We start from the raw sequence: 18474 nt of genomic DNA, 5'->3' as shown, positions 1-18474 counted from the left end.
ATGGCCAAGAAGAAGAACATCGAGGAGCCCGCGAAGGCCTCCGGCCTCTTCGCCTACGCCCCGGCCCCGGAGTCCCCCGCCGCCGCGGGCGACATCGCCACCTCCTACGGCCACTTCATCGGCGGCGAGTTCGTCGACTCCTCCGGCAGCGAGGCCCTGAAGACGGTCAACCCGGCCACCGAGCAGGTGCTCGCCGAGTTCGCCCAGGGCACCGACGAGGACGTGGACCGCGCGGTCGCCGCCGCCCGCAAGGCCTTCGCCGACTGGTCGGCGCTGCCGGGCAGCGAGCGCGGCAAGTACCTGTTCCGGATCGCCCGGATCATCCAGGAGCGCAGCCGCGAGCTGGCCGTGCTGGAGTCGATCGACAACGGCAAGCCGATCCGCGAGACCCGCGACTTCGACATCCCGACCGTCGCCGCGTGGTTCTTCTACTACGCCGGCTGGGCGGACAAGCTGGACTACGCGGGCTTCGGCGCGAACCCGCGCCCGCTGGGCGTGGCCGGCCAGGTCATCCCGTGGAACTTCCCGCTGATGATGCTGGCGTGGAAGATCGCGCCCGCCCTGGCGACCGGCAACACCGTCGTCCTCAAGCCGGCCGAGACCACCCCGCTGACGGCCCTGCGCTTCGCCGAGATCTGCCGCCAGGCCGGTCTGCCGAAGGGCGTCGTCAACATCGTCACCGGCGACGGCCGCACCGGCGCCGCGCTCACCGCGCACCCGGACGTCAACAAGGTCGCCTTCACCGGCTCCACCCCGGTCGGCAAGGCGATCGCCAGGCAGCTGGCCGGCAGCCGCAAGAAGCTGTCGCTGGAGCTGGGCGGCAAGGCCGCGAACATCGTCTTCGACGACGCGCCGATCGACCAGGCGGTCGAGGGCATCGTCAACGGCATCTTCTTCAACCAGGGCCACGTCTGCTGCGCGGGCTCGCGCCTGCTGGTCCAGGAGTCGATCCAGGACGAGCTGCTGGACGCCCTGAAGCGCCGGATGTCCACCCTGCGGGTCGGCGACCCGCTGGACAAGAACACCGACATCGGCGCCATCAACTCCGCCGCCCAGCTGGCCCGGATCACCGAGCTGACCGACGCCGGCGAGGCCGAGGGCGCGGACCGCTGGTCGCCCGAGTGCGAACTCCCGGGCACCGGCTTCTGGTTCAAGCCGACCCTGTTCACCGGCGTCAGCCAGGCCCACCGGATCGCCCAGGAGGAGATCTTCGGCCCGGTCCTGTCGGTGCTGACCTTCCGCACCCCCGACGAGGCGGTCGCGAAGGCCAACAACACCCCGTACGGCCTCTCCGCCGGCATCTGGACGGAGAAGGGCTCGCGCATCCTGTGGACGGCGAGCCGGCTCAAGGCCGGCGTGGTCTGGGCCAACACCTTCAACAAGTTCGACCCGACCTCGCCGTTCGGCGGCTACAAGGAGTCGGGTTACGGCCGCGAGGGTGGCCGCCACGGTCTGGAGGCCTACCTCGATGTCTGATGTCGCGACGCGTCTTGACGTCCTCAAGACCTACAAGCTGTACGTCGGCGGGAAGTTCCCGCGCTCCGAGAGCGGGCGGGTGTACGAGGTGACGGACGCCAAGGGCCAGTGGCTCGCCAACGCTCCGCTGGGCACCCGCAAGGACGCCCGCGACGCCGTCCTGGCCGCCCGCGCGGCGGTCAAGGGCTGGGCCGGCACCACCGCGTACAACCGCGGCCAGGTGCTGTACCGGGTGGCCGAGATGCTGCAGGGCCGCCGCGAGCAGTTCGCCGCCGAGGTCTCGGCCGCCGAGGGCATCGGCCCGAAGAAGGCCGCCGCGCTGGTGGACGCCGCGATCGACCGCTGGATCTGGTACGCGGGCTGGACGGACAAGGTCGCCCAGATCGCGGGCGGCGCCAACCCGGTCGCCGGCCCCTTCTTCAACCTCTCCACCCCGGAGCCGACCGGCGTGGTCGGGATCGTCGCCCCGCAGGCCGGGTACGGGCACTCGCTGCTCGGCCTGGTCTCGGTGATCGCCCCGGCGATCGCCACCGGCAACACGGTCGTGGTCGCGGCCGCCGCGGACGCCCCGCTGCCGGCCCTGTCGCTGGGCGAGGTGCTCGCCACCTCGGACGTCCCCGGCGGCGTGGTCAACATCATCTCGGGCAGGACCGCCGACATCGCGCCCACCCTGGCCTCGCACCAGGACGTCAACGCGGTGGACCTCACCGGCGCGATCGCCGCCGACGGCCCCGGCGCGGCGCAGGCGCTGGAAGCGGCCGCTGCGGATACCCTGAAGAGGGTGGTCCGTCCGGAGCTGGACCCGTTCGCCCAGGACTGGACCAATGCGCCCGGTACCGACCGGCTACTCTCGTTCCTGGAGACGAAGACGGTCTGGCACCCGATGGGGATCTGACCGCCCCGTCGACACCGAGTAACAACTCCACAGACTGGCCGTCCCCAGTGCCCTCTCCCCCCCAGGGCCCGGACGGTCATTGGACGGACCCGCGCCTCTCCCCCCCTGGCGCGGGTCCGTCGCCTTTCCGTGCCGTTTCGACGCCGTTTCGCCGCCGTCCTGCGGCTCGCCGATCCGCGGGGCCCGCAGAAGGTGTGATCCGACGGGTTTCGGCATCGGGCCCGGATGCGTCAGACTGGTGTCCCGTGAGTGACGACCCGCTGAATCCTGTGCCGACGACCCACGCCCGGGTCGTCCTGCTGTCCGGCCCCTCCGGCTCCGGGAAGTCCTCGCTCGCCGAGCGCAGCGGGCTGCCGGTCCTGCAACTGGACGACTTCTACAAGGACGGGGACGACCCCACCCTGCCGCTGCTGCCCGACGGCGCGGTCGACTGGGACTCCCCGCTCGCCTGGCACCGCGACCAGGCGGTCGCCGCGATCCGCAGCCTGTACGAGACCGGCCGCGCCGACGTCCCGGTGTACTCGATCCCGGACAACGGCCGGATCGCCACCCGCGCCCTGGAGCTGGACGGCGCCCCCGCGTTCATCGCCGAGGGCATCTTCGCCGCCGAGATCACCGCCGAGTGCGCCGCCGAGGGCCTGCTCGGCGACGCCCTGTGCCTGCGCAACGGCGCGCTCACCACGGCCTGGCGCCGACTGCGCCGGGACGTCCGGGAGGGCCGCAAGTCGCTGCCGGTGCTGCTGCGCCGCGGCTGGCGGCTGATGCGCGCCGAGCGCTCCATCGTCGGGCGGCAGGTCACCCTGGGCTCCCACCCGTGCGCCGGGGCCGAGGCCGAGCGCCGGATCCGTGCCGCGGCCGGGCGGCGGGAGCTGTCCTCCGTCTGAGCCGCCCTCCGTCTGAGCCGCCCTCCGTTGGGGCCGTCCTCCGTTCGGGTGGGCCGGCTCCGGGCGGGGGCTCGACGCGGAACGAAGACACGAAGAACGACGGGCCCGGTGCGTCTCCCCCGCACCGGGCCCGTCGCCTTCCCCGAACGGCCGTCGGGCTCCCCGTGTTCACCGCTCCCCCGAGCCGGCGTCCACACACCGCGACCGTCCGCTACCCGTCCCCCGACGGGAGTTCCACTCCTTCGCGTCACCCGCGTCCGCGTCAGGCGACCAGCTCGCCGAACGCCCGGACGGTGTCGCCCGACTTGTTCAGGTGCTCGTCCTCGCGCAGCCGGCGCAGCGCCCGCCAGATGCTGCTCTTGACCGTGCCGACGCTGATCCCCAGCACGTCGGCGATCTCCGGGTCGGTCTTGCCCTCGTAGTACCGCAGCACCAGCATGGTGCGCTGGTTCTCCGGAAGCTTCGCCAGCGCCTGCCAGAGCACGGTGCGCAGCTCGGTGCCGCCCATCGCGTCGGTGTCGCCGGCCGTCTCCGGCAGCTCCTCGGTCGGGTACTCGTTGACCTTGCGGCGCCGCCAGGCGGAGATGTGCAGGTTGGTCATGGTGCGGCGGAGGTACCCGCCGACCGCGGCCTTGTCGGTGATCCGGCCCCAGGCCCGGTAGGTGCTGAAGAGCGCGCTCTGCAGCAGGTCCTCGGCCTCGTAGCGGTCACCGGTGAGGTGGTACGCCGTGGCGTACAGGGAGGCGCGGCGCTCACGCACGTACGCGGTGAACTCCGTGATGTGGTCCTCCGCGACGGCCGGGTGCTCCCCCTGCGCGTCCGCCCGTCCCGCCTCGGTGGTGCGGGCCGCCGCCGGGTTCAGCTGCAGCAGCGTCGCACCGGCGGCCTCGCGGCCGGCCGACTCCCCCGAGCCGACCGTCCGCAGACCGTTCCCGCCGACGCCCCGGTTCCCCGCCGGAGCGTCCTTGCCCTCGACGCGGACGGGGAGGATCCCCCGCAGCGTGAGGGTGTTGCCGGAGTCGGCCGCGTTCCCCACCCGGCCGATCCCGAACAGCTCCCCCGTCCTGGCGCCGCCGCTCACCCGGCGGGCGACAGGGTTTCCACCGGTGCTGTGCGCGCACCCCCGTACGGTCACGGCACCGGAGTTCTCGTCGGTCCTGACCTCGTACCGAGTCCGCGGGGCGGTGGCTGACGAACGCGCGGTGCGGACAGCCGGGTTGGTCCGGGTCTGAAGCATGGCGTTCATCGTGCGCCCCCTGGGTCGGTACGAGCGGTTCCTGTTGCCGCCTTCCAGCCGGCCGGGTTGGCCCGCTGTCCTGCGGCGACATGGAAAATCTTGCCCGCCGGTTGTGATGACGCTGTCCGCCGACTGTCACAGGGGTGTCACAGGGGCGGGCCTTTCGTCCCGGTCCGCCTCCCTCCGTACCGGACGCCGGTAGTGCTCCTTCCGGTTCCCATACGGTCGGTGACCGGTCCTGGGGGTGATTCGACGCTTCGAGTGGGCCAAAATGGGGCCGTGCCTTTCCTCCTTCTGATCGAGGACGACGACGCCATCCGGACCGGCCTCGAACTCGCCCTCACCCGCCAGGGCCACCGTGTGGCCACCGCCGCCTCCGGCGAGGACGGTCTGAGGCTCTTCAAGGAGCAGCGGCCCGACCTGATCGTGCTGGACGTCATGCTGCCCGGAATCGACGGCTTCGAAGTCTGCCGCCGCATCCGCCGCACCGACCAGCTGCCGATCATCCTGCTGACCGCCCGTTCGGACGACATCGACGTGGTGGTCGGCCTGGAGTCCGGCGCCGACGACTATGTGGTCAAGCCGGTGCAGCCGCGGGTCCTGGACGCCCGGATCCGGGCCGTGCTGCGGCGCGGCGAGCGGGAGAGCTCGGACTCCTCCGCGTACGGCACCGTGGTGATCGACCGGGCGGCGATGACCGTCACCAAGGACGGGCAGGACCTCCAGCTCACCCCGACCGAGCTGCGGCTGCTCCTGGAGCTCAGCCGCCGCCCCGGCCAGGCGCTCTCCCGCCAGCAGCTGCTGCGGCTGGTCTGGGAGCACGACTACCTGGGTGACTCCCGTCTGGTGGACGCCTGCGTGCAGCGGCTGCGGGCGAAGGTCGAGGACGTGCCGTCCGCGCCGACCCTGATCCGCACCGTCCGCGGGGTGGGCTACCGGCTGGACCCGCCGGCCTGAGTTCCGCTCCCGTCCTCCTGCCTGCCGTCCTCCTGTTTGCCGCCCGCCCGATCCGCCTGGGCCGCCCGAAATTCCTGAACTCTCTGAACTCCCTGAACTTCCGTACGACGACAGGCTCTTGTGACTGATCATCAGACGACGGCCCGCCGCTTCGCCGCGGGCCCGTGGCGCAGGCTGCGCTCCCTGCGGGTACGGCTGATCGCGGTGTTCGCGGCGGTCGCGCTGCTCGCCGCCGTCTCGGCCTCCGGCATCGCCTACTGGCTCAACCGCGACGCGGTGCTCAAGCGCGCCCAGGACACCGCGCTCAACGACTTCCGGGTCTCGCTCAGCCGCAACGTCTCCGAGCTGCCGCTGAACGCGAGCTGCCCGGACCTGACCGCGCTCGCGTCCACCGTCGCCAGCTCCGGGCTGAGTTACGACGTGGTGGTGGCCGACCCGGCGCACCCGGAGTGCACGGCCTCCTCCGACCCGGGGCAGTTCACGCTGGCCGACGTCCCGGCGGCGCTGCAGTCCACCGTCGCCCGGCAGCGCGAGGTCACCGAGAACAACCCGTACCCGTACCACCTGTACTGGCAGCGGCAGAACCTGGCGGGCCAGCCGTTCCTGATCGGCGGCACCAAGGTGGTGCCGACCGGCCCGACGGCGTACATGTTCAAGTCGCTGGAGAACGAACGCAAGGACCTCAACACGCTGGGCTGGTCGCTGGCCATCGCCACGCTGCTCGCCCTGATCGGCTCGGCGCTGCTCGCCCAGGCCGCCTCGTCGACCGTGCTGCGGCCGGTCAAGCGGCTCGGCGACGCCGCCCGACGGCTCGGCCAGGGACACCTGGACACCCGGCTGGAGGTCGAGGGCGGGGACGAACTCGCGGACCTGGCGAGGACGTTCAACCGGGCCGCGGAGTCGCTGCACGAGCAGGTCGAGGAGCTGAGCGCGCGCGAGGCGCAGAGTCGGCGGTTCGTCGCCGACATGTCGCACGAGCTGCGCACGCCGCTGACCGCGATGACCGCCGTCACCGACATCCTGGAGGACGAGGCCGAGTCGCTGGACCCGATGATCGCGCCGGCCGTACGGCTCGTGGTCAGCGAGACGCGGCGGCTGTCCGACCTGGTGGAGAACCTGATGGAGGTGACCCGCTTCGACGCCGGCACCGCCAAGCTGGTCGCCGACGAGGTGGACATGGCCGACCTGATCATGTCCTGCATCGACGGCCGGGCCTGGTACGACGCCGTCGAACTGGACGCCCCGCGCGGCATCCTGGCCGTGGTCGACCCGCGCCGGCTCGACGTGGTCTTCGCCAACCTGATCGGCAACGCGCTCAAGCACGGCGGCTCCCCAGTGCGGGTCAAGGTCCGGCAGACCGCGGGCTCGGTCGTCATCGAGGTCTCCGACAGCGGCCCGGGCATCCCCGAGGACGTGCTGCCGCACGTCTTCGACCGGTTCTACAAGGCGGACCGGGGGCGGGCCCGCTCGGAGGGCAGCGGCCTGGGGCTGTCGATCGCGATGGCCAACGCACAGATCCACGGGGGCACGATCACGGCGGCGAACGGGGAGGTCGGGGCGGTGTTCACGCTGACGCTGCCGCTGGCCCCGCCGCCTCCGCCGAACGAGGGCGAGACCGGTGACGGCCTTGTCGGCGACTCCGCCCAGGACAAGGACGCCACGTGACCGCCCCCACCCGCACCGCCCTGCGCCGCACCGCCGGCGCCCTGCTGCTGCTCGCGCTCGCCTCCGGCTGCGGCATCCGGCCGACCGCCGTCCCGGTGGACGCGGGCGCCCCGGCCAGCCGGACGGCCTGCCCGACCGCCCCGCACATACCGACCGCCCTGGCCACGCCGTCGGCGCCCACGCCGACCCCGCCGGCCCGCGGCGCCGCCAAGGCCGGTGTGAGCCCGAGCCCGTCGCCCACGGTGGTGCCCGCCACCCCGCCGGCCGACAACGTGTTCGGCGCGGTGCCGACCGCGGCACCCTGCCGGTAGCCCCGCCTGCCCGTCATCCGTCTACCTGTCTGCCTGTCGCCCCGCCGTTCGGCCCCGGGGCGGCGGGCGAACGGGGGCGCGCCCCGGAATGTTCACGCCCGGGGGGAACCACCGCGCCACCGGTCCACGTCCTTCCCCCCGTGCAGCGAGATGGCACCAGGACACGCGACGAGCGTTCCGGCGCACGGACCAGGAACCGGCCGGCGGCGGCCGTCCACCGTCCCCTTCGAACAGCCGGACTGGCGGGCCTGACCTGCCACCTGGCCCTCGTCCTCTGGCTGGTGGTGCTGAGGCCGCTGCCGGTTCCCTGGGTGTACGACACCAACCTGACGCCACTGGCCTCCCTCCGCTCCTCCACCGGCTGGCAGGTGGTCGGCGAATTCCTCCTGCTGGCCCCGCTCGGCGTGCTGCTCCCGCTGGCCGGCGGCCGGCTGCGGGCCCCCTGGCTGCCGTCCTTCCTGCGCACCACCGGCGCCTCCGCCCTGCTGGCGACCGGCCTGGAGTTCCTCTCCTCCTGGACGCCCGGGCACGTCCTCAACGTCGACCACATACTGCTCGCCGTGATCGGGGTGGCCATCACCCACCTGGCCCTCGTCCCCGGCCTGCGGCGGCTGCTGCGCGACCGGCGGCCGCGGGTCCGGATGCCGGTGCCCGCGTCCGGGGCCGCGCCCGCGCCCGCGCCCGCGCCCGCGCCGAAGGTGACCACCCTGGTCGGCCCGCCGGTCGCGCGCGCCCGCGCCTACGCCGAGCCCACGCCCCCCACCCGCTGAGGCCCGCCCTCCCGCACCACGGCGAGTGCGTTCCCGCACTCGCCGCCGGGGCCGCAAAAGACCCGCAGCACCTCATAGTCAGTCATTTCCCACCCCGTCAATTGCCGTTCCGTCGGGGTGCGACGACTCCGTGATGAAAAGGCGACGCCGAATGTCGGCCGCCTCCGGTAACCTGCGCTGTCGCCCCAAAGGCTTCACCGTCTTATCCCCCGTCCCACAGGAATCCCCCCTTGAACAATCTCAATTTCAGCGCCGAGCCGCTTTTCTCCTGGTACGTCGTCGCGCTCGCGATCAGCGGTGCCGCCATGCTGGTCCTCGGAGCGGTCAATCCCGGTAGCGGCCTGAAGGTCGGCTGGCGAATCCTCAACGTCCTCGCCGGCCTCGGATTCCTGGGGTACGCCTACTACCTCGCGTTCGTCTTCGAAGGCGGCCGGTACGAAATCTTCCTCAAGGCGTTCATCCTCCCGATCGCGCTGATCGCCAGCTCCGTGAAGGCGATCGTCGAGCGCGGCAACGCCAAGAACCAGCAGCCGGCCCCGCAGCCGGCGCCGTACGACCCCAACGCCCCGCAGGCGGCGCCGTACGGCCAGCCCGTCCCGCCGCAGGGCGCGCCGCACGCTCCGCAGGGCGCCGCGCCGCAGGCCGCGCCGTACGCTCCGCCGACGCAGCCCGTGCCGGACAACCCGTACGCGCAGCCGGTGCCGCCGGCCGGGCAGTCCGGGCAGGCGCAGTAGCCGCCTGCTGATCCGCCGCCGGCGGGGGGGGGGGGGCGGGGCCGCCGGGGGCCCCCCCCCGGGGGTTTTTTCTCACCCACGCCCTAGGGGCCCGTCCTGCGAACCCGGACCAGGTAGTCGGCCGGACCGTCCGGGGGGTTCCCGGGGATTTCCGCACCGCCCGGCACCCGTTCACCCGCCGTCCGCCCGCCCGCCATCCGCCACCCGTTCGCCGCCCGACCATCGCCCGTCCGATGCCCGTGCCGCCCGTCCGATACCCGTCCGCGGACCCCCGGCGTAGGGTGGCCGGATGGCCGATCCCACCGTCCTGCGGGACGATCTCGACCTGCCCGTCCGGCTCGGCCCGCGCCCGCCGCGCCGGGTGGTGTCGCTGGTGCCGTCGCTGACCGAGGCGGTCGCCGCCACCGCCCCCGGGCTGCTGGTCGGCGCCACCGACTGGTGCAGCCATCCGGCCGACCTGGCGGTCACCAGGATCGGCGGCACCAAGAACCCGGACGTGCCCGGCATCCTCGCCCTCGCCCCGGACCTCGTCCTCGCCAACGACGAGGAGAACCGGCGCCCCGACCTGGACGCGCTGCGGGCGGCCGGCCTGCCGGTCTGGGTCACCGACATCCGCACCCTGGACGACGCGTTCCGCTCGCTCGACCGGCTGCTCACCGCCGCCTGCGCGCTCCCGCGCCCGGACTGGCTGGACCAGGCCGAGGCAGCGTGGGCCCCGGTCCGGCGCCCGCCGGACGGCCCGCGGGCGATCGTTCCGGTCTGGCGCCGCCCGTGGATGGTCCTGGGCCGCGACACCTTCGCCGGGGACCTGCTGCGCCGCCTCGGCCTCCGGCTCGTCCACGCCGGACACGCCGAGCGCTACCCGGCCGTTCCGCTGCCCGAACTGCTCGCCTGCCGACCCGAGTTGGTGGTCCTCCCGGACGAGCCGTACCGCTTCACGGCACAGGACGGCCCCGAGGCGTTCCCCGGCGTCCCGGCGGCGCTGGTCAGCGGACGCCACCTGACCTGGTACGGACCGTCCCTGGTGACGGCGCCGACGGTCCTCGCGCACGCGTTGGACCACCCGTTCACAGGGGGCATGAACATCACATCGTAGGATGACCGCCACTCACCGGGCCCGCCGGTGACGAGTGGGGGGAACCACAGTGGCAGTGAGCGCATCCCGGAGAGCACTGGTCATGGTGTCGGCCGCAGCGGTCTCGACGGCCGTCCTGGCCGGCTGCGGCACCAAACACGCCGACAACCACCAGAACAGCGCGCCGGACACCACCGCGGTCGCCGCCACCGGGACGCCGACCGAGACACCGAGCGCGAGCCCGTCCGCGACCGCCACCCCTACGCCGACCGCCTCCCCGACGGCCAGCGCCTCCCACAGCCCGAACCCGTCCGCGAGCAAGTCCAGCAAGCCCGCCCCGACCACCCCGGCCCCGACCGCCGCCAGCACCAAGCCCGGCGCCCCGAGCAGCCCGCCCGCCGCGCCCGCCACGCCGCCCCCGGTCGCCAAGCCCGCCGTCGTGGCCCCCGTGCCGGTCGCCAAGCCCGGACCGGTCGCTCCCCCGCCGCCTCCCGCGCCGCCGACCCCGCACGTCCCGCCGCTGCAGAGCAGCTGCCAGCCCAGCAAGCCCCAGCCCGACGAGCCCAAGGAGGCCGTCGGCGCGGCCCTCGCCACCGCCGCCGGCCAGGCCCGCACGCTCAACCTCAGCAGCGGCGGCACCGACAAGCTCCCGCCGCTGCCCGTCAACCTGGTCAAGGCGATCGCCTGGCAGGAGAGCGGCTGGCAGTCAGGCATCCTCGCCTGCGACGGCGGGATCGGCACCATGCAGATCATGCCGAACACGATCAGCTGGATGAACAGCAAGTTCGGCACCAACTCCGACGCGAAGACCCTCCCCGGGAACGTCCAGCTCGGCACCCAGCTGCTCGACTGGCTGGTCGCCTACTACGGCGACTCCTCCTTCGACGGCAAGTACGACCTCTCCCCCGACCCGGCCACCGGCAAGACGCCGCTGCTCGACCTCGTCATCTCCGCGTACAACGCCGGGGCGGGCAACGTGCACTACAACACCGTCACCGACCCGGCCACCGGCCAGGTCGTCGGCAGCCTGGTCATCCCCAACCCGGGGTACGTGGCCAACGTCAAGGCGCTGATGACCGGCCAGCCGTGGACCAAGACGGGCTGACAAACCCCGAACCCGCGCGGGACAGCGGAAGGGCCCGGAACGCGATCCCGCGTCCCGGGCCCTTCGCCGATGTTCCCCGCTCGTACGTCAGCCCCGCGCGGCGGTGACGGCGGCGCCCAGCGCCTCCTTGATCCGCGGCCCGAGGCGGGCGAAGCCCAGCTCCTTCATCGCCGCCCGCAGCAGTTCCTCCTCCGTACGCTCCACACCGTCACCGTCCACCCACCGGACGACGGCGAGCAGTTCGTCGGCCGAGTAGGCGGTCACGGGCCGGCCGGGCGTGAAGTCCGGCTTCTCGGGCCGACCGGCGGCGACGGGCGCGGGCTCGACGGCGGGCGCGGACTCGACGACCTCGACCTCGACGACCTCGGCCACGGCCACCGGCTCCGCCACAGCGGCGGGCGCCTCCTCGACGACCTCGACCTCAGCCACCGGCTGCACGTCCTCAATGGCCTCGGTCGCTTCGACCGACTCCACGACGACAGCGGCGGGCGCCTCCTCGACGACCTCAACCTCGACCACCGGCTCCACGACAACTGTGGGCTCAGCGATCGGCTCGACCTCAGCCACCGGCTCGTCCGCCTCTGCCACGGGAGCCTCGACCGCGTCGACCTCGGCAACCTCGGCAACCTCGGCGACCTCGGCGACCTCGGCGACCGTCTCAGGCTCCGCAGCGGGCTCCACCTCAGCCACCGGCTCCACGACGACGGCGGCAGGCGCCTCCTCGACGACCTCAACCTCAGCCACCGGCTCCACGACAACTGTGGGCTCAGCGATCGGCTCGACCTCAGCCACCGGCTCCACGACGACGGCGGCAGGCGCCTCCTCGACGACCTCGGCCTCGGACACCGGCTGCACGTCCTCACTGGCCTCGGTCGCTTCGACCGACTCCACGACGACAGCGGCGGGCTCAGCGATCGGCTCGACCTCAGCCACGGGAGCCTCGACCGCGGCGACCTCGGCGACCGTCTCGGGCTCCGCAGCCTCCTCGGTCGTCTCCGGCTCGACGACGGGCGCGTCCTCCAGGACCGGCGCCTCCTCCGCAAGCTCGACCTCGGCCTTGGCTTCGACCTCGACCTCGACCTCGACAGCGGAAACCTCGACGACGGCCTCGGCCTCCGTGGTTTCCGCGGCCTCCGCCAGGGCGGCGGTCGCGGCGGCCACCAGGTCGTCGGCGGCCGGGGACGGCGCCGGGAGGGAGACCACGACAGCGGACGGGGCTTCCTCCGTCGCCTCTTCCTCGGCTGCCTCGGCCGTCTTGACCACGGCCGCAGCCTCAGCGTCGCCCGAGTCTGCTTCCGTGTCCGCGTCCGCGTCGGTCACCGTCTCCTCAGCCGAAGCCGGAGCCGGAGCCGAGGCCTCGACGGCGCTGCCCTCCCCCGCGAGCCCGTCGCGCTGGCCGCCGGCCAGGGCCTGGCGGGCGGCGAACGCGGCTTCGGCGGCGCGGCGGTCGGCCCGGGCGGCGGCCAGTTCGGTGAGCAGGTCGCCGAGGCCGGCCTCCTCAAGGGTGGTGCGCAGCCCGCGGATGGTGGGCAGGCGGTAGAGCGTGCCCTCGTCGGCGGCGAGCCGCTCGACGAGGTCGACGAGCTCGGCGAAGGCCAGCCCGTCGAGGTCGTGGTCGGGGAGCATCCGGGCGAGGCCGCGCAGTCCGGTGTTGATCGCCTCGAAGGCCTGGGCGGTGCGCTCGACCAGGGCGCCGTCGGCGGGGACGACCGGCAGGGTGCCGGCGGGGGCGAGGGCGGCCCAGGCGCGGCGTTCGACCTCGGCGGAGGCGAGTGCCTCGTGCAGGTCCTCGCGGCGGATGCGGCGGTCGGTGGCGAGTGCCGTGGCCTGCTTGCGCAGGGAGCGGGCGCGCAGCCAGGAGAGCTTGACCCCGTTCTCGCGGCGCCAGGTGCCGTCGGCGGTGGCGGCGGCGAGGGCGCCGAGGTCGGCGTCGTAGGCGGCGGTGGTGAGGGTGGCGGAGGTGCGGTGGACGCGCTGGAGCATCTCGACGAGGAGTGCGGCCTTGGCGACGGTGTCGGGTTCGTCGAGCTTGGCGTCGGCGGCGAGGACGGTGACGGCGTCCCAGGTCTGGCGGAGGTCGCGGCCGCGCAGTTCGGCGAGGGCGGTGGAGGCGGCCCGGGCGTCCTCGGGGGTGGCGACGGTGTCGACGGCCGCGTACCAGGCGTGGGTGTCGGCGGTGAGGGTGAAGGCCCCGAGTTCGGCGTAGCGGCCGAGGTCCTCGCGGAGGTCGGTCTCCGCCGTGGTGGCCTTGGCGTCCTGGGGGTCCTTGACGTCTGCGGCGTCGGCGACGTCCGCCGGGTCGGCTGCGTCGGCGTTGCGCGAGTGAAGCACTGTCATGTGAGGTCCGGTTCTGGGCGACGACGGCGGGGCTGGCGGCGAGGGGGCGGCGGACCGGTTGCGCGGGGTGCCCCGGGGGCGGGGCTGGGGGGCGCGCGGGCGGCCGCCGGTTGTGGACGCCCAGAATACGGGTGCCCGTTCGAGCCTTGCACGCACCCACCGCCCGACGGGCGGGTGTCGTGTGCCATACCCCCCGCCTGGCCGCTACCCGGGAGGGCCGCACGGGTGGTGGGGCGTTGGGCCGGACGGGTACTGGGGCCCACGGCCGTCGGGCCGGGCGGGCGGGCTCTCCGGGCGGGCCCCGGGCCGCCGCGGCCGGTCCAGCGGGACGGTGCGGAGCCGTCGGCCGAGGGGTGGGCGGTATCCGGCGCGGCCGAGGGTGGTGAGGTCGACCGGCGCGAGGTACTCGTGGAGCGCGGTGCGGTGCCACCATGCGCCGGTTTCCCGCAGTTCGCGCCAACTGGTGAACCGGTAGAGGTAGAGGGTCGCCCGGACGTGGGTCGGCGGGGTGCCGGGAAAGGGGTTGTGGCGCAGCAGGCGAAGGGTGGCGGGATCGCCGGCGAGCAGGCGGGCGATGAAGGGCAGGAACCAGGGGCGGGCGTAGGCGGGTGAGATGCCGGCGAACCACATCAGCCAGTCGAGCCGCAGGTGGTAGGGGGCGTACTGGCGCGGGAGACGGCGCACGTCGCCGGGTTTGCCCTTGAAGCCGTACTCGTGCCAGACGGTGTGCGGGGTGAGGGTCGGTTCGTCGGTGCCTTCGACGACGACCTCCTGGCGGATGCGGCTGATGCTGCCGAAGGCGCCGTAGGTGTTGACGAGGTGCAGCCGGTTGAAGGAGCGGTTCATGGCCTGGCGGCGGGAGACGAGGTTGCGGACCGGCCAGTAGCTCAGGACGGCGACGGCCGCGGTCAGGGCGATCACCAGCGCCTCGAACCAGACGGGCGTGGCGGGGTGGACGCGGGCGTGGACGGGCAGTCCGACGCGGGCCGGGTCGACGGCGGCGAGGGCGAGCGTGGTGGTGAGCCAGTTGAGCCAGGCGAAGTTGCCCGAGGCGATCAGCCACAGCTGGGTGGCGACGACGGCGCAGGCGGCGTAGCTCGCGACCGGCTGCGGGAGGAGGAGGCCGACGGGGACGACGAGTTGGACGAAGTGGTTGGCGGCGACCTCGACGCGGTGCAGCGGGTCGGGCAGGTGGTGGAAGAACCAGCTGAGCGGTCCGGGCATGGGCTGGGTCTCGTGGTGGTAGCGCAGGCAGGTGAGGTCGCGCCAGCAGCGGTCGCCGCGCAGTTTGATCAGTCCGGCGCCGAACTCGACCCGGAAGGCCAGCCAGCGCATCAGCCAGAGCACCAGGGTGGGCGGGGCGGTGTCGGCGTTGCCGAGGAAGGCGGCGAGGAAGCCCGCTTCGAGCAGCAGCGACTCCCAGCCGAAGGAGTACCAGGTCTGTCCGACGTTGACGATCGAGAGGTAGAGCCCCCAGAGCACCGCCCACAGCAGGACGGACGCCCAGAGCGGGACGGCGTCACCGAGTCCGGCGGTCACGGCGGCGGCGAGCGCGGCGCCGCTCCAGGCGACGGCGGCGAAGAAGCGGTCGCTGTAGTGGAGGTGGAACAGTCCGGGCGAGTGGCGGAACGGGACCCGGGCGGTGAAGCGGGGCACCGGCAGCATGCCGTCGCTGCCGATGAGGGCGCGGAACTGTGCGGCGGCGGCGAGGAATCCGATCAGGTAGAGGCCGGCGAGCAGGCGTTGGACGAGCAGTCGGCTCAACCAGTAGTCGGGGGCGGCGAACCAGTCCATGCGGCCCATGCCTACCATCGGCGGCCGCCGGGCGGGACGCGGCCGGGGCGCGGGCGGGGACGGTTCACCCGCTCGGGCCCGCCCCCGGACGGCACCGTGGCGGGGAGCCTCTCCTCGGGGGTGAGAGGCGCCCCGCCACGGTGGTGGGTGGTGCGCGGTGGTACGGATCGACGGGCAGTGGTGCGGAGGGGGACGGCGACGCCGCACGCGGACGGCGGGTCGGCGGCTCAGCTCGGCAGGACGAGACCGGACTCCCCGGCGATGCCCGGGCGGCCGACGGGGGTGGCACCGTTCTGTTGGAGCCGGTCGACCAGCAGGGCGGCCAGCGTGCCGAGTTCCTCCTCCGTGCGGGACTGCGCGGTGACGTCCATGCCGACGGTGAGGACACCGTTGACCTGGCCGGTGCGCGCGGCCCGCAGCGGGGTGCAGGTGAAACTGAAGATCTGCTGGCCGCGCTGGACGTCGGGGCGGCCTGACTGGATCCGGACGTCGTTGAGGACGGTGCTGCGCCCGGTGTGGTAGGCCTCGACGATGACCTGCTGGAGGCCGGCGGCGCCGAGCTGCGGGTAGGCCAGGCCGATCGCGCCGTACGCCACCGGGGCTCCGAAGGTGTCGGCGTGCTGGGCGTTGGCGTAGCGGATCTCCTGACCGGGGCCGTCGGTCAGCATGATGGGGAACGGGGAGCCGTCGAAGGCGGCGAACATCTCCTGCTGCTGGGCGAGCAGGTTGTCGCGCAACCGGATCTCGGAGAGCAGTGCCTCGGCGAGGTGCTGGATGTCGCGCAGCCGCTCGCGCCCCCACTGCCGGGGTTCCCGGTCGAGGACGCAGACGGTGCCGATGACGGTGTTGGTGTCGTCGACGAGCGGGGCGCCGAGGTAGGCGCGCACGCCCAGTTCGTCGACGACCGGGTTTCCGGAGAACCGGGGGTAGGCGAGGATGTCGTCGAGCGCGAGGGGGGACCGCTGGGCGACGACATGCGGGCAGAAGCCGTGACTCAGCGGCATCTGACGGGTGGGAAGGTCGAAGGCGATGCCCCGATCGGCCCAGGAAGCGCCTTCATCGACCGCGACGTCGTTCGAGTTTGGCGGAATGTAGAGCCCCCGGAACATCTGGCGCTCGTCGTTGATGAAGTTGACCATCGCGATGGGAGCGCGGGTGATGCTGGCGGCCAGGTGGGCGAAGCGGTCGAAGGCCTCGTCCGCGGACGGTTCGTTGAGACCAAGGCTGCGCAGCCTGCGGGTCCGCTCGGACTCCCCGGCGGCACCCGGGAACTGGCCTTGAGTGCTCATCACATCAGTCATGGCGCACATGTAATCAGACATCCGGGCGGTTCGGTGCTCCCGGTCCGGCTCATCACCGTTGCTGATGGACAGTCAAAGCCGCATGTGAGCGGCCGCTCAGCAGGTTGCCATGGCGGGGCAGGATCACTTCCCACTCAGAGCCATGGCAAAACTCCTCAGCGTAAGGACGGGCCGATTTCCGCCAATCCAAGATCGACTCTGGGTCAGCACAGGAGGCCCATACGACAATGAGCCCTGCCGAAGACACGGGCGGCATTCCCAACCCCGGGGAGGACGCCCCGAGTTCCGCATGCACCGATTGCAAAGGGGCAGTCGGCCGCCACCACCTCGAACCCCCACTCATTCCCGGGGAGCGGCTGGAGCGACTTCGACAGCACGGACGGAGGCACGGCACATCCACTGACAAGAGAGGACCCCAGCATGGCGATGGACTACTTCACCGACGAGCGCCACGAGAGTCTCCGAGCGGAGGTCCGGGAGTTCGCGGAGAAGGAGGTACGCCCGCACGTGGCCCGAATGGAGGCCGAACGGACCGTCGAGTTCGAACTGTCGCGGGAGATCGCCCGGCGGGGCTGGATCGGGGTGACCATTCCGCGCGAATTCGGCGGACTGGGACTGGGGCACCTCGCCAAGACCATCATCGTGGAGGAACTCGCCCGGATCAGCGGCGCCATGGGTGCGATGGCGCAGGCCTCACAGCTCGGAGTCGCCAAGGTCATCCACTTCGGCTCGGACGCCCAACGGCGCAAGTGGCTGCCGAGGTTCGCCTCCGGCGAGTCGCTGCCGACCATCGCCGTCACGGAACCGGAGTGCGGCGGCCACGTGCTCGGCATGTCCGGCACCGCCCGCCGCGAGGGCGACCAGTACGTGCTCAACGGCCGCAAGTGGTTCGTCGGCAACTCCCACATCGGCGACGTGCACGGCGTGGTCTTCCGCACCGGCGAGGGCAGCAGGGGCCTGTCCGCGTTCCTGGTCGAGAGCGAGCGCCCCGGCTTCCGCGTCGGCGAACTCGGCTCGCAGAGCGGCCTGCACGGCTTCAGCTTCGGCGAGATCGTCTTCGAGGACTGCCGCATCCCCGTCGGCAACCGGCTGGGCCTGGAGGGCCAGGGCCTGGACGTCGCCTACTCCTCCTCCACCCTCTACGGCCGGCTCAACCTCGCCGCCGTCGCGCTCGGGATCCACACCGCGATCGTCCAGGACACCGCTCGCTTCGCCGAGGAGCGGGTGCTCTACGGCAAGCCGATCAACCAACTGCCCAACATCGCGCTGAAGCTCGGCGAGATGCAGTCCAGGCTGATGACGGCCAAGTTGGCCGCCTACCACGCCTCCCACCTGCTCGACCACGGCAAGGCCTGCGACGCCGAGCTGATGAACGCCAAACTCATCAACACCGAGTACGCGCTGGACTCCGCGCGCAACGCCATGGAGATCCACGCCGCCCGGGGCCTGCAAGCCGAGTTCCGCATCGAGCGCTACCTGCGCGACGCCACCCACGTCTACCCGCCGGCCGGGACCTCGGACGTCCAGCGGCTGCGGCTCGGGCAGGTCGCCTCCGGCACCTACGGCAAGCAGTGGTCGGCGGAGCTGTCCGACCTGGCGAGCTGGGCGTGGAGCGAACTGTCCCAGCGGGAGGCCGCGGTGGAGCTGCAGGCCATCGGGGGCGGGCAGGTGGTACCGATACCGCTGGCGGGCTGAATCGGTACTGCGCGCCCTCGGGGCCGGACGCCCTTGGAGCCGGGCACCCTCGGAGCCGGGCACCCGAACCGAGAGGGCGAACGTTCGGCACGGCGGCGACTTGACCTGTTCCTGACGACTCTCCGGGAGGTTCTCCCGGCCCCCGGAGAGCCGTCCACGCGCCGTCCGCACGCCATCCACGCGCCACCCGCGACCGACGTGAGCTGCGGCTTTCCGCCGGCGGACATTCCCCCCGGGC

15 protein-coding genes and 1 pseudogene are annotated in these 18474 nt (G+C 72.9%); 11 read left to right on the top strand and 5 right to left on the bottom strand.

Annotation, left to right across the window (positions count from 1 at the left end; genetic code table 11):
* From ACFVHI_RS05535 to ACFVHI_RS05525, 3 genes are all read left to right on the top strand, one after another.
* Entirely contained in the window at nucleotides 1-1476 is a 1476-nt protein-coding gene (locus tag ACFVHI_RS05535; RefSeq protein WP_380336037.1) for an aldehyde dehydrogenase family protein, read from the top strand.
* On the top strand, nucleotides 1469-2371 hold the full coding sequence (locus tag ACFVHI_RS05530; protein WP_380336034.1) for an aldehyde dehydrogenase family protein: 903 nt from the start codon (nucleotides 1469-1471) through the stop codon (nucleotides 2369-2371). The genes ACFVHI_RS05535 and ACFVHI_RS05530 overlap by 8 nt, the downstream gene beginning before the upstream one ends.
* A gap of 245 nt (nucleotides 2372-2616) precedes the next feature.
* Nucleotides 2617-3255: an ATP-binding protein gene (locus ACFVHI_RS05525; RefSeq protein ID WP_380336031.1), complete on the top strand. Its 639-nt coding sequence runs from the start codon at nucleotides 2617-2619 to the stop codon at nucleotides 3253-3255.
* A 262-nt stretch (nucleotides 3256-3517) separates the two neighbouring features.
* Here ACFVHI_RS05525 and ACFVHI_RS05520 read toward each other — a convergent pair whose 3' ends face one another.
* Complete coding sequence (locus ACFVHI_RS05520) at nucleotides 3518-4180, bottom strand: SigE family RNA polymerase sigma factor (RefSeq protein ID WP_107453068.1); 663 nt, start codon at nucleotides 4178-4180, stop codon at nucleotides 3518-3520.
* A 591-nt stretch (nucleotides 4181-4771) separates the two neighbouring features.
* Here ACFVHI_RS05520 and ACFVHI_RS05515 point away from each other — a divergent pair.
* The 4 genes from ACFVHI_RS05515 (at nucleotide 4772) to ACFVHI_RS05500 (ending at nucleotide 8195) form a co-directional block, all read left to right on the top strand.
* Entirely contained in the window at nucleotides 4772-5449 is a 678-nt protein-coding gene (locus ACFVHI_RS05515; RefSeq protein ID WP_063349065.1) for a response regulator transcription factor, read from the top strand.
* A gap of 120 nt (nucleotides 5450-5569) precedes the next feature.
* Complete coding sequence (locus tag ACFVHI_RS05510; protein ID WP_063349064.1) at nucleotides 5570-7114, top strand: HAMP domain-containing sensor histidine kinase; 1545 nt, start codon at nucleotides 5570-5572, stop codon at nucleotides 7112-7114.
* Nucleotides 7111-7425: a hypothetical protein gene (locus ACFVHI_RS05505; protein ID WP_363369413.1), complete on the top strand. Its 315-nt coding sequence runs from the start codon at nucleotides 7111-7113 to the stop codon at nucleotides 7423-7425. The genes ACFVHI_RS05510 and ACFVHI_RS05505 overlap by 4 nt, the downstream gene beginning before the upstream one ends.
* A 140-nt stretch (nucleotides 7426-7565) precedes the next feature.
* Nucleotides 7566-8195 (top strand): VanZ family protein, encoded by a 630-nt coding sequence (locus tag ACFVHI_RS05500; RefSeq protein ID WP_380336026.1) that lies wholly within the window; start codon nucleotides 7566-7568, stop codon nucleotides 8193-8195.
* 5 nt (nucleotides 8196-8200) lie between these two features.
* Here the strand turns inward: ACFVHI_RS05500 and ACFVHI_RS05495 are convergent.
* A pseudogene (locus tag ACFVHI_RS05495) lies at nucleotides 8201-8281 on the bottom strand (PhzF family phenazine biosynthesis protein); the annotation flags it as partial.
* Nucleotides 8282-8425: 144 nt separating this feature from the next.
* Here ACFVHI_RS05495 and ACFVHI_RS05490 point away from each other — a divergent pair.
* The 3 genes from ACFVHI_RS05490 (at nucleotide 8426) to ACFVHI_RS05480 (ending at nucleotide 11109) form a co-directional block, all read left to right on the top strand.
* Complete coding sequence (locus ACFVHI_RS05490) at nucleotides 8426-8929, top strand: hypothetical protein (protein WP_380336024.1); 504 nt, start codon at nucleotides 8426-8428, stop codon at nucleotides 8927-8929.
* A gap of 289 nt (nucleotides 8930-9218) precedes the next feature.
* The gene (locus tag ACFVHI_RS05485; protein WP_380336021.1) at nucleotides 9219-10025 is read left to right on the top strand and encodes a helical backbone metal receptor; all 807 of its coding nucleotides are present in this window, start codon (nucleotides 9219-9221) and stop codon (nucleotides 10023-10025) included.
* An 82-nt stretch (nucleotides 10026-10107) separates the two neighbouring features.
* On the top strand, nucleotides 10108-11109 hold the full coding sequence (locus tag ACFVHI_RS05480; RefSeq protein ID WP_380336019.1) for a transglycosylase SLT domain-containing protein: 1002 nt from the start codon (nucleotides 10108-10110) through the stop codon (nucleotides 11107-11109).
* An 87-nt stretch (nucleotides 11110-11196) separates the two neighbouring features.
* Here the strand turns inward: ACFVHI_RS05480 and ACFVHI_RS05475 are convergent, their stop codons facing one another.
* The 3 genes from ACFVHI_RS05475 to ACFVHI_RS05465 form a co-directional block, all read right to left on the bottom strand.
* Nucleotides 11197-13446 carry a hypothetical protein gene (locus ACFVHI_RS05475; RefSeq protein WP_380336016.1) on the bottom strand — a complete coding sequence of 750 codons (2250 nt, stop codon included), beginning with the start codon at nucleotides 13444-13446 and terminating at the stop codon, nucleotides 11197-11199.
* A gap of 204 nt (nucleotides 13447-13650) precedes the next feature.
* Nucleotides 13651-15240: a lipase maturation factor family protein gene (locus ACFVHI_RS05470; protein ID WP_380336064.1), complete on the bottom strand. Its 1590-nt coding sequence runs from the start codon at nucleotides 15238-15240 to the stop codon at nucleotides 13651-13653.
* Between the two features lie 227 nt (nucleotides 15241-15467).
* The gene (locus ACFVHI_RS05465; protein WP_380336013.1) at nucleotides 15468-16541 is read right to left on the bottom strand and encodes a GAF domain-containing protein; all 1074 of its coding nucleotides are present in this window, start codon (nucleotides 16539-16541) and stop codon (nucleotides 15468-15470) included.
* 426 nt (nucleotides 16542-16967) lie between these two features.
* Here ACFVHI_RS05465 and ACFVHI_RS05460 point away from each other — a divergent pair, with 426 nt between their 5' ends.
* Nucleotides 16968-18236: an acyl-CoA dehydrogenase family protein gene (locus tag ACFVHI_RS05460; RefSeq protein ID WP_063351508.1), complete on the top strand. Its 1269-nt coding sequence runs from the start codon at nucleotides 16968-16970 to the stop codon at nucleotides 18234-18236.
* The last annotated feature ends 238 nt before the right edge of the window (nucleotides 18237-18474 follow it).

The sequence above is a fragment of the Kitasatospora sp. NPDC127121 genome (assembly GCF_042677305.1).
Classification (GTDB): domain Bacteria; phylum Actinomycetota; class Actinomycetes; order Streptomycetales; family Streptomycetaceae; genus Kitasatospora.
Note: the sequence above shows the minus strand (reverse complement) of the source record. Positions and strands in the feature narration are given on the sequence as shown.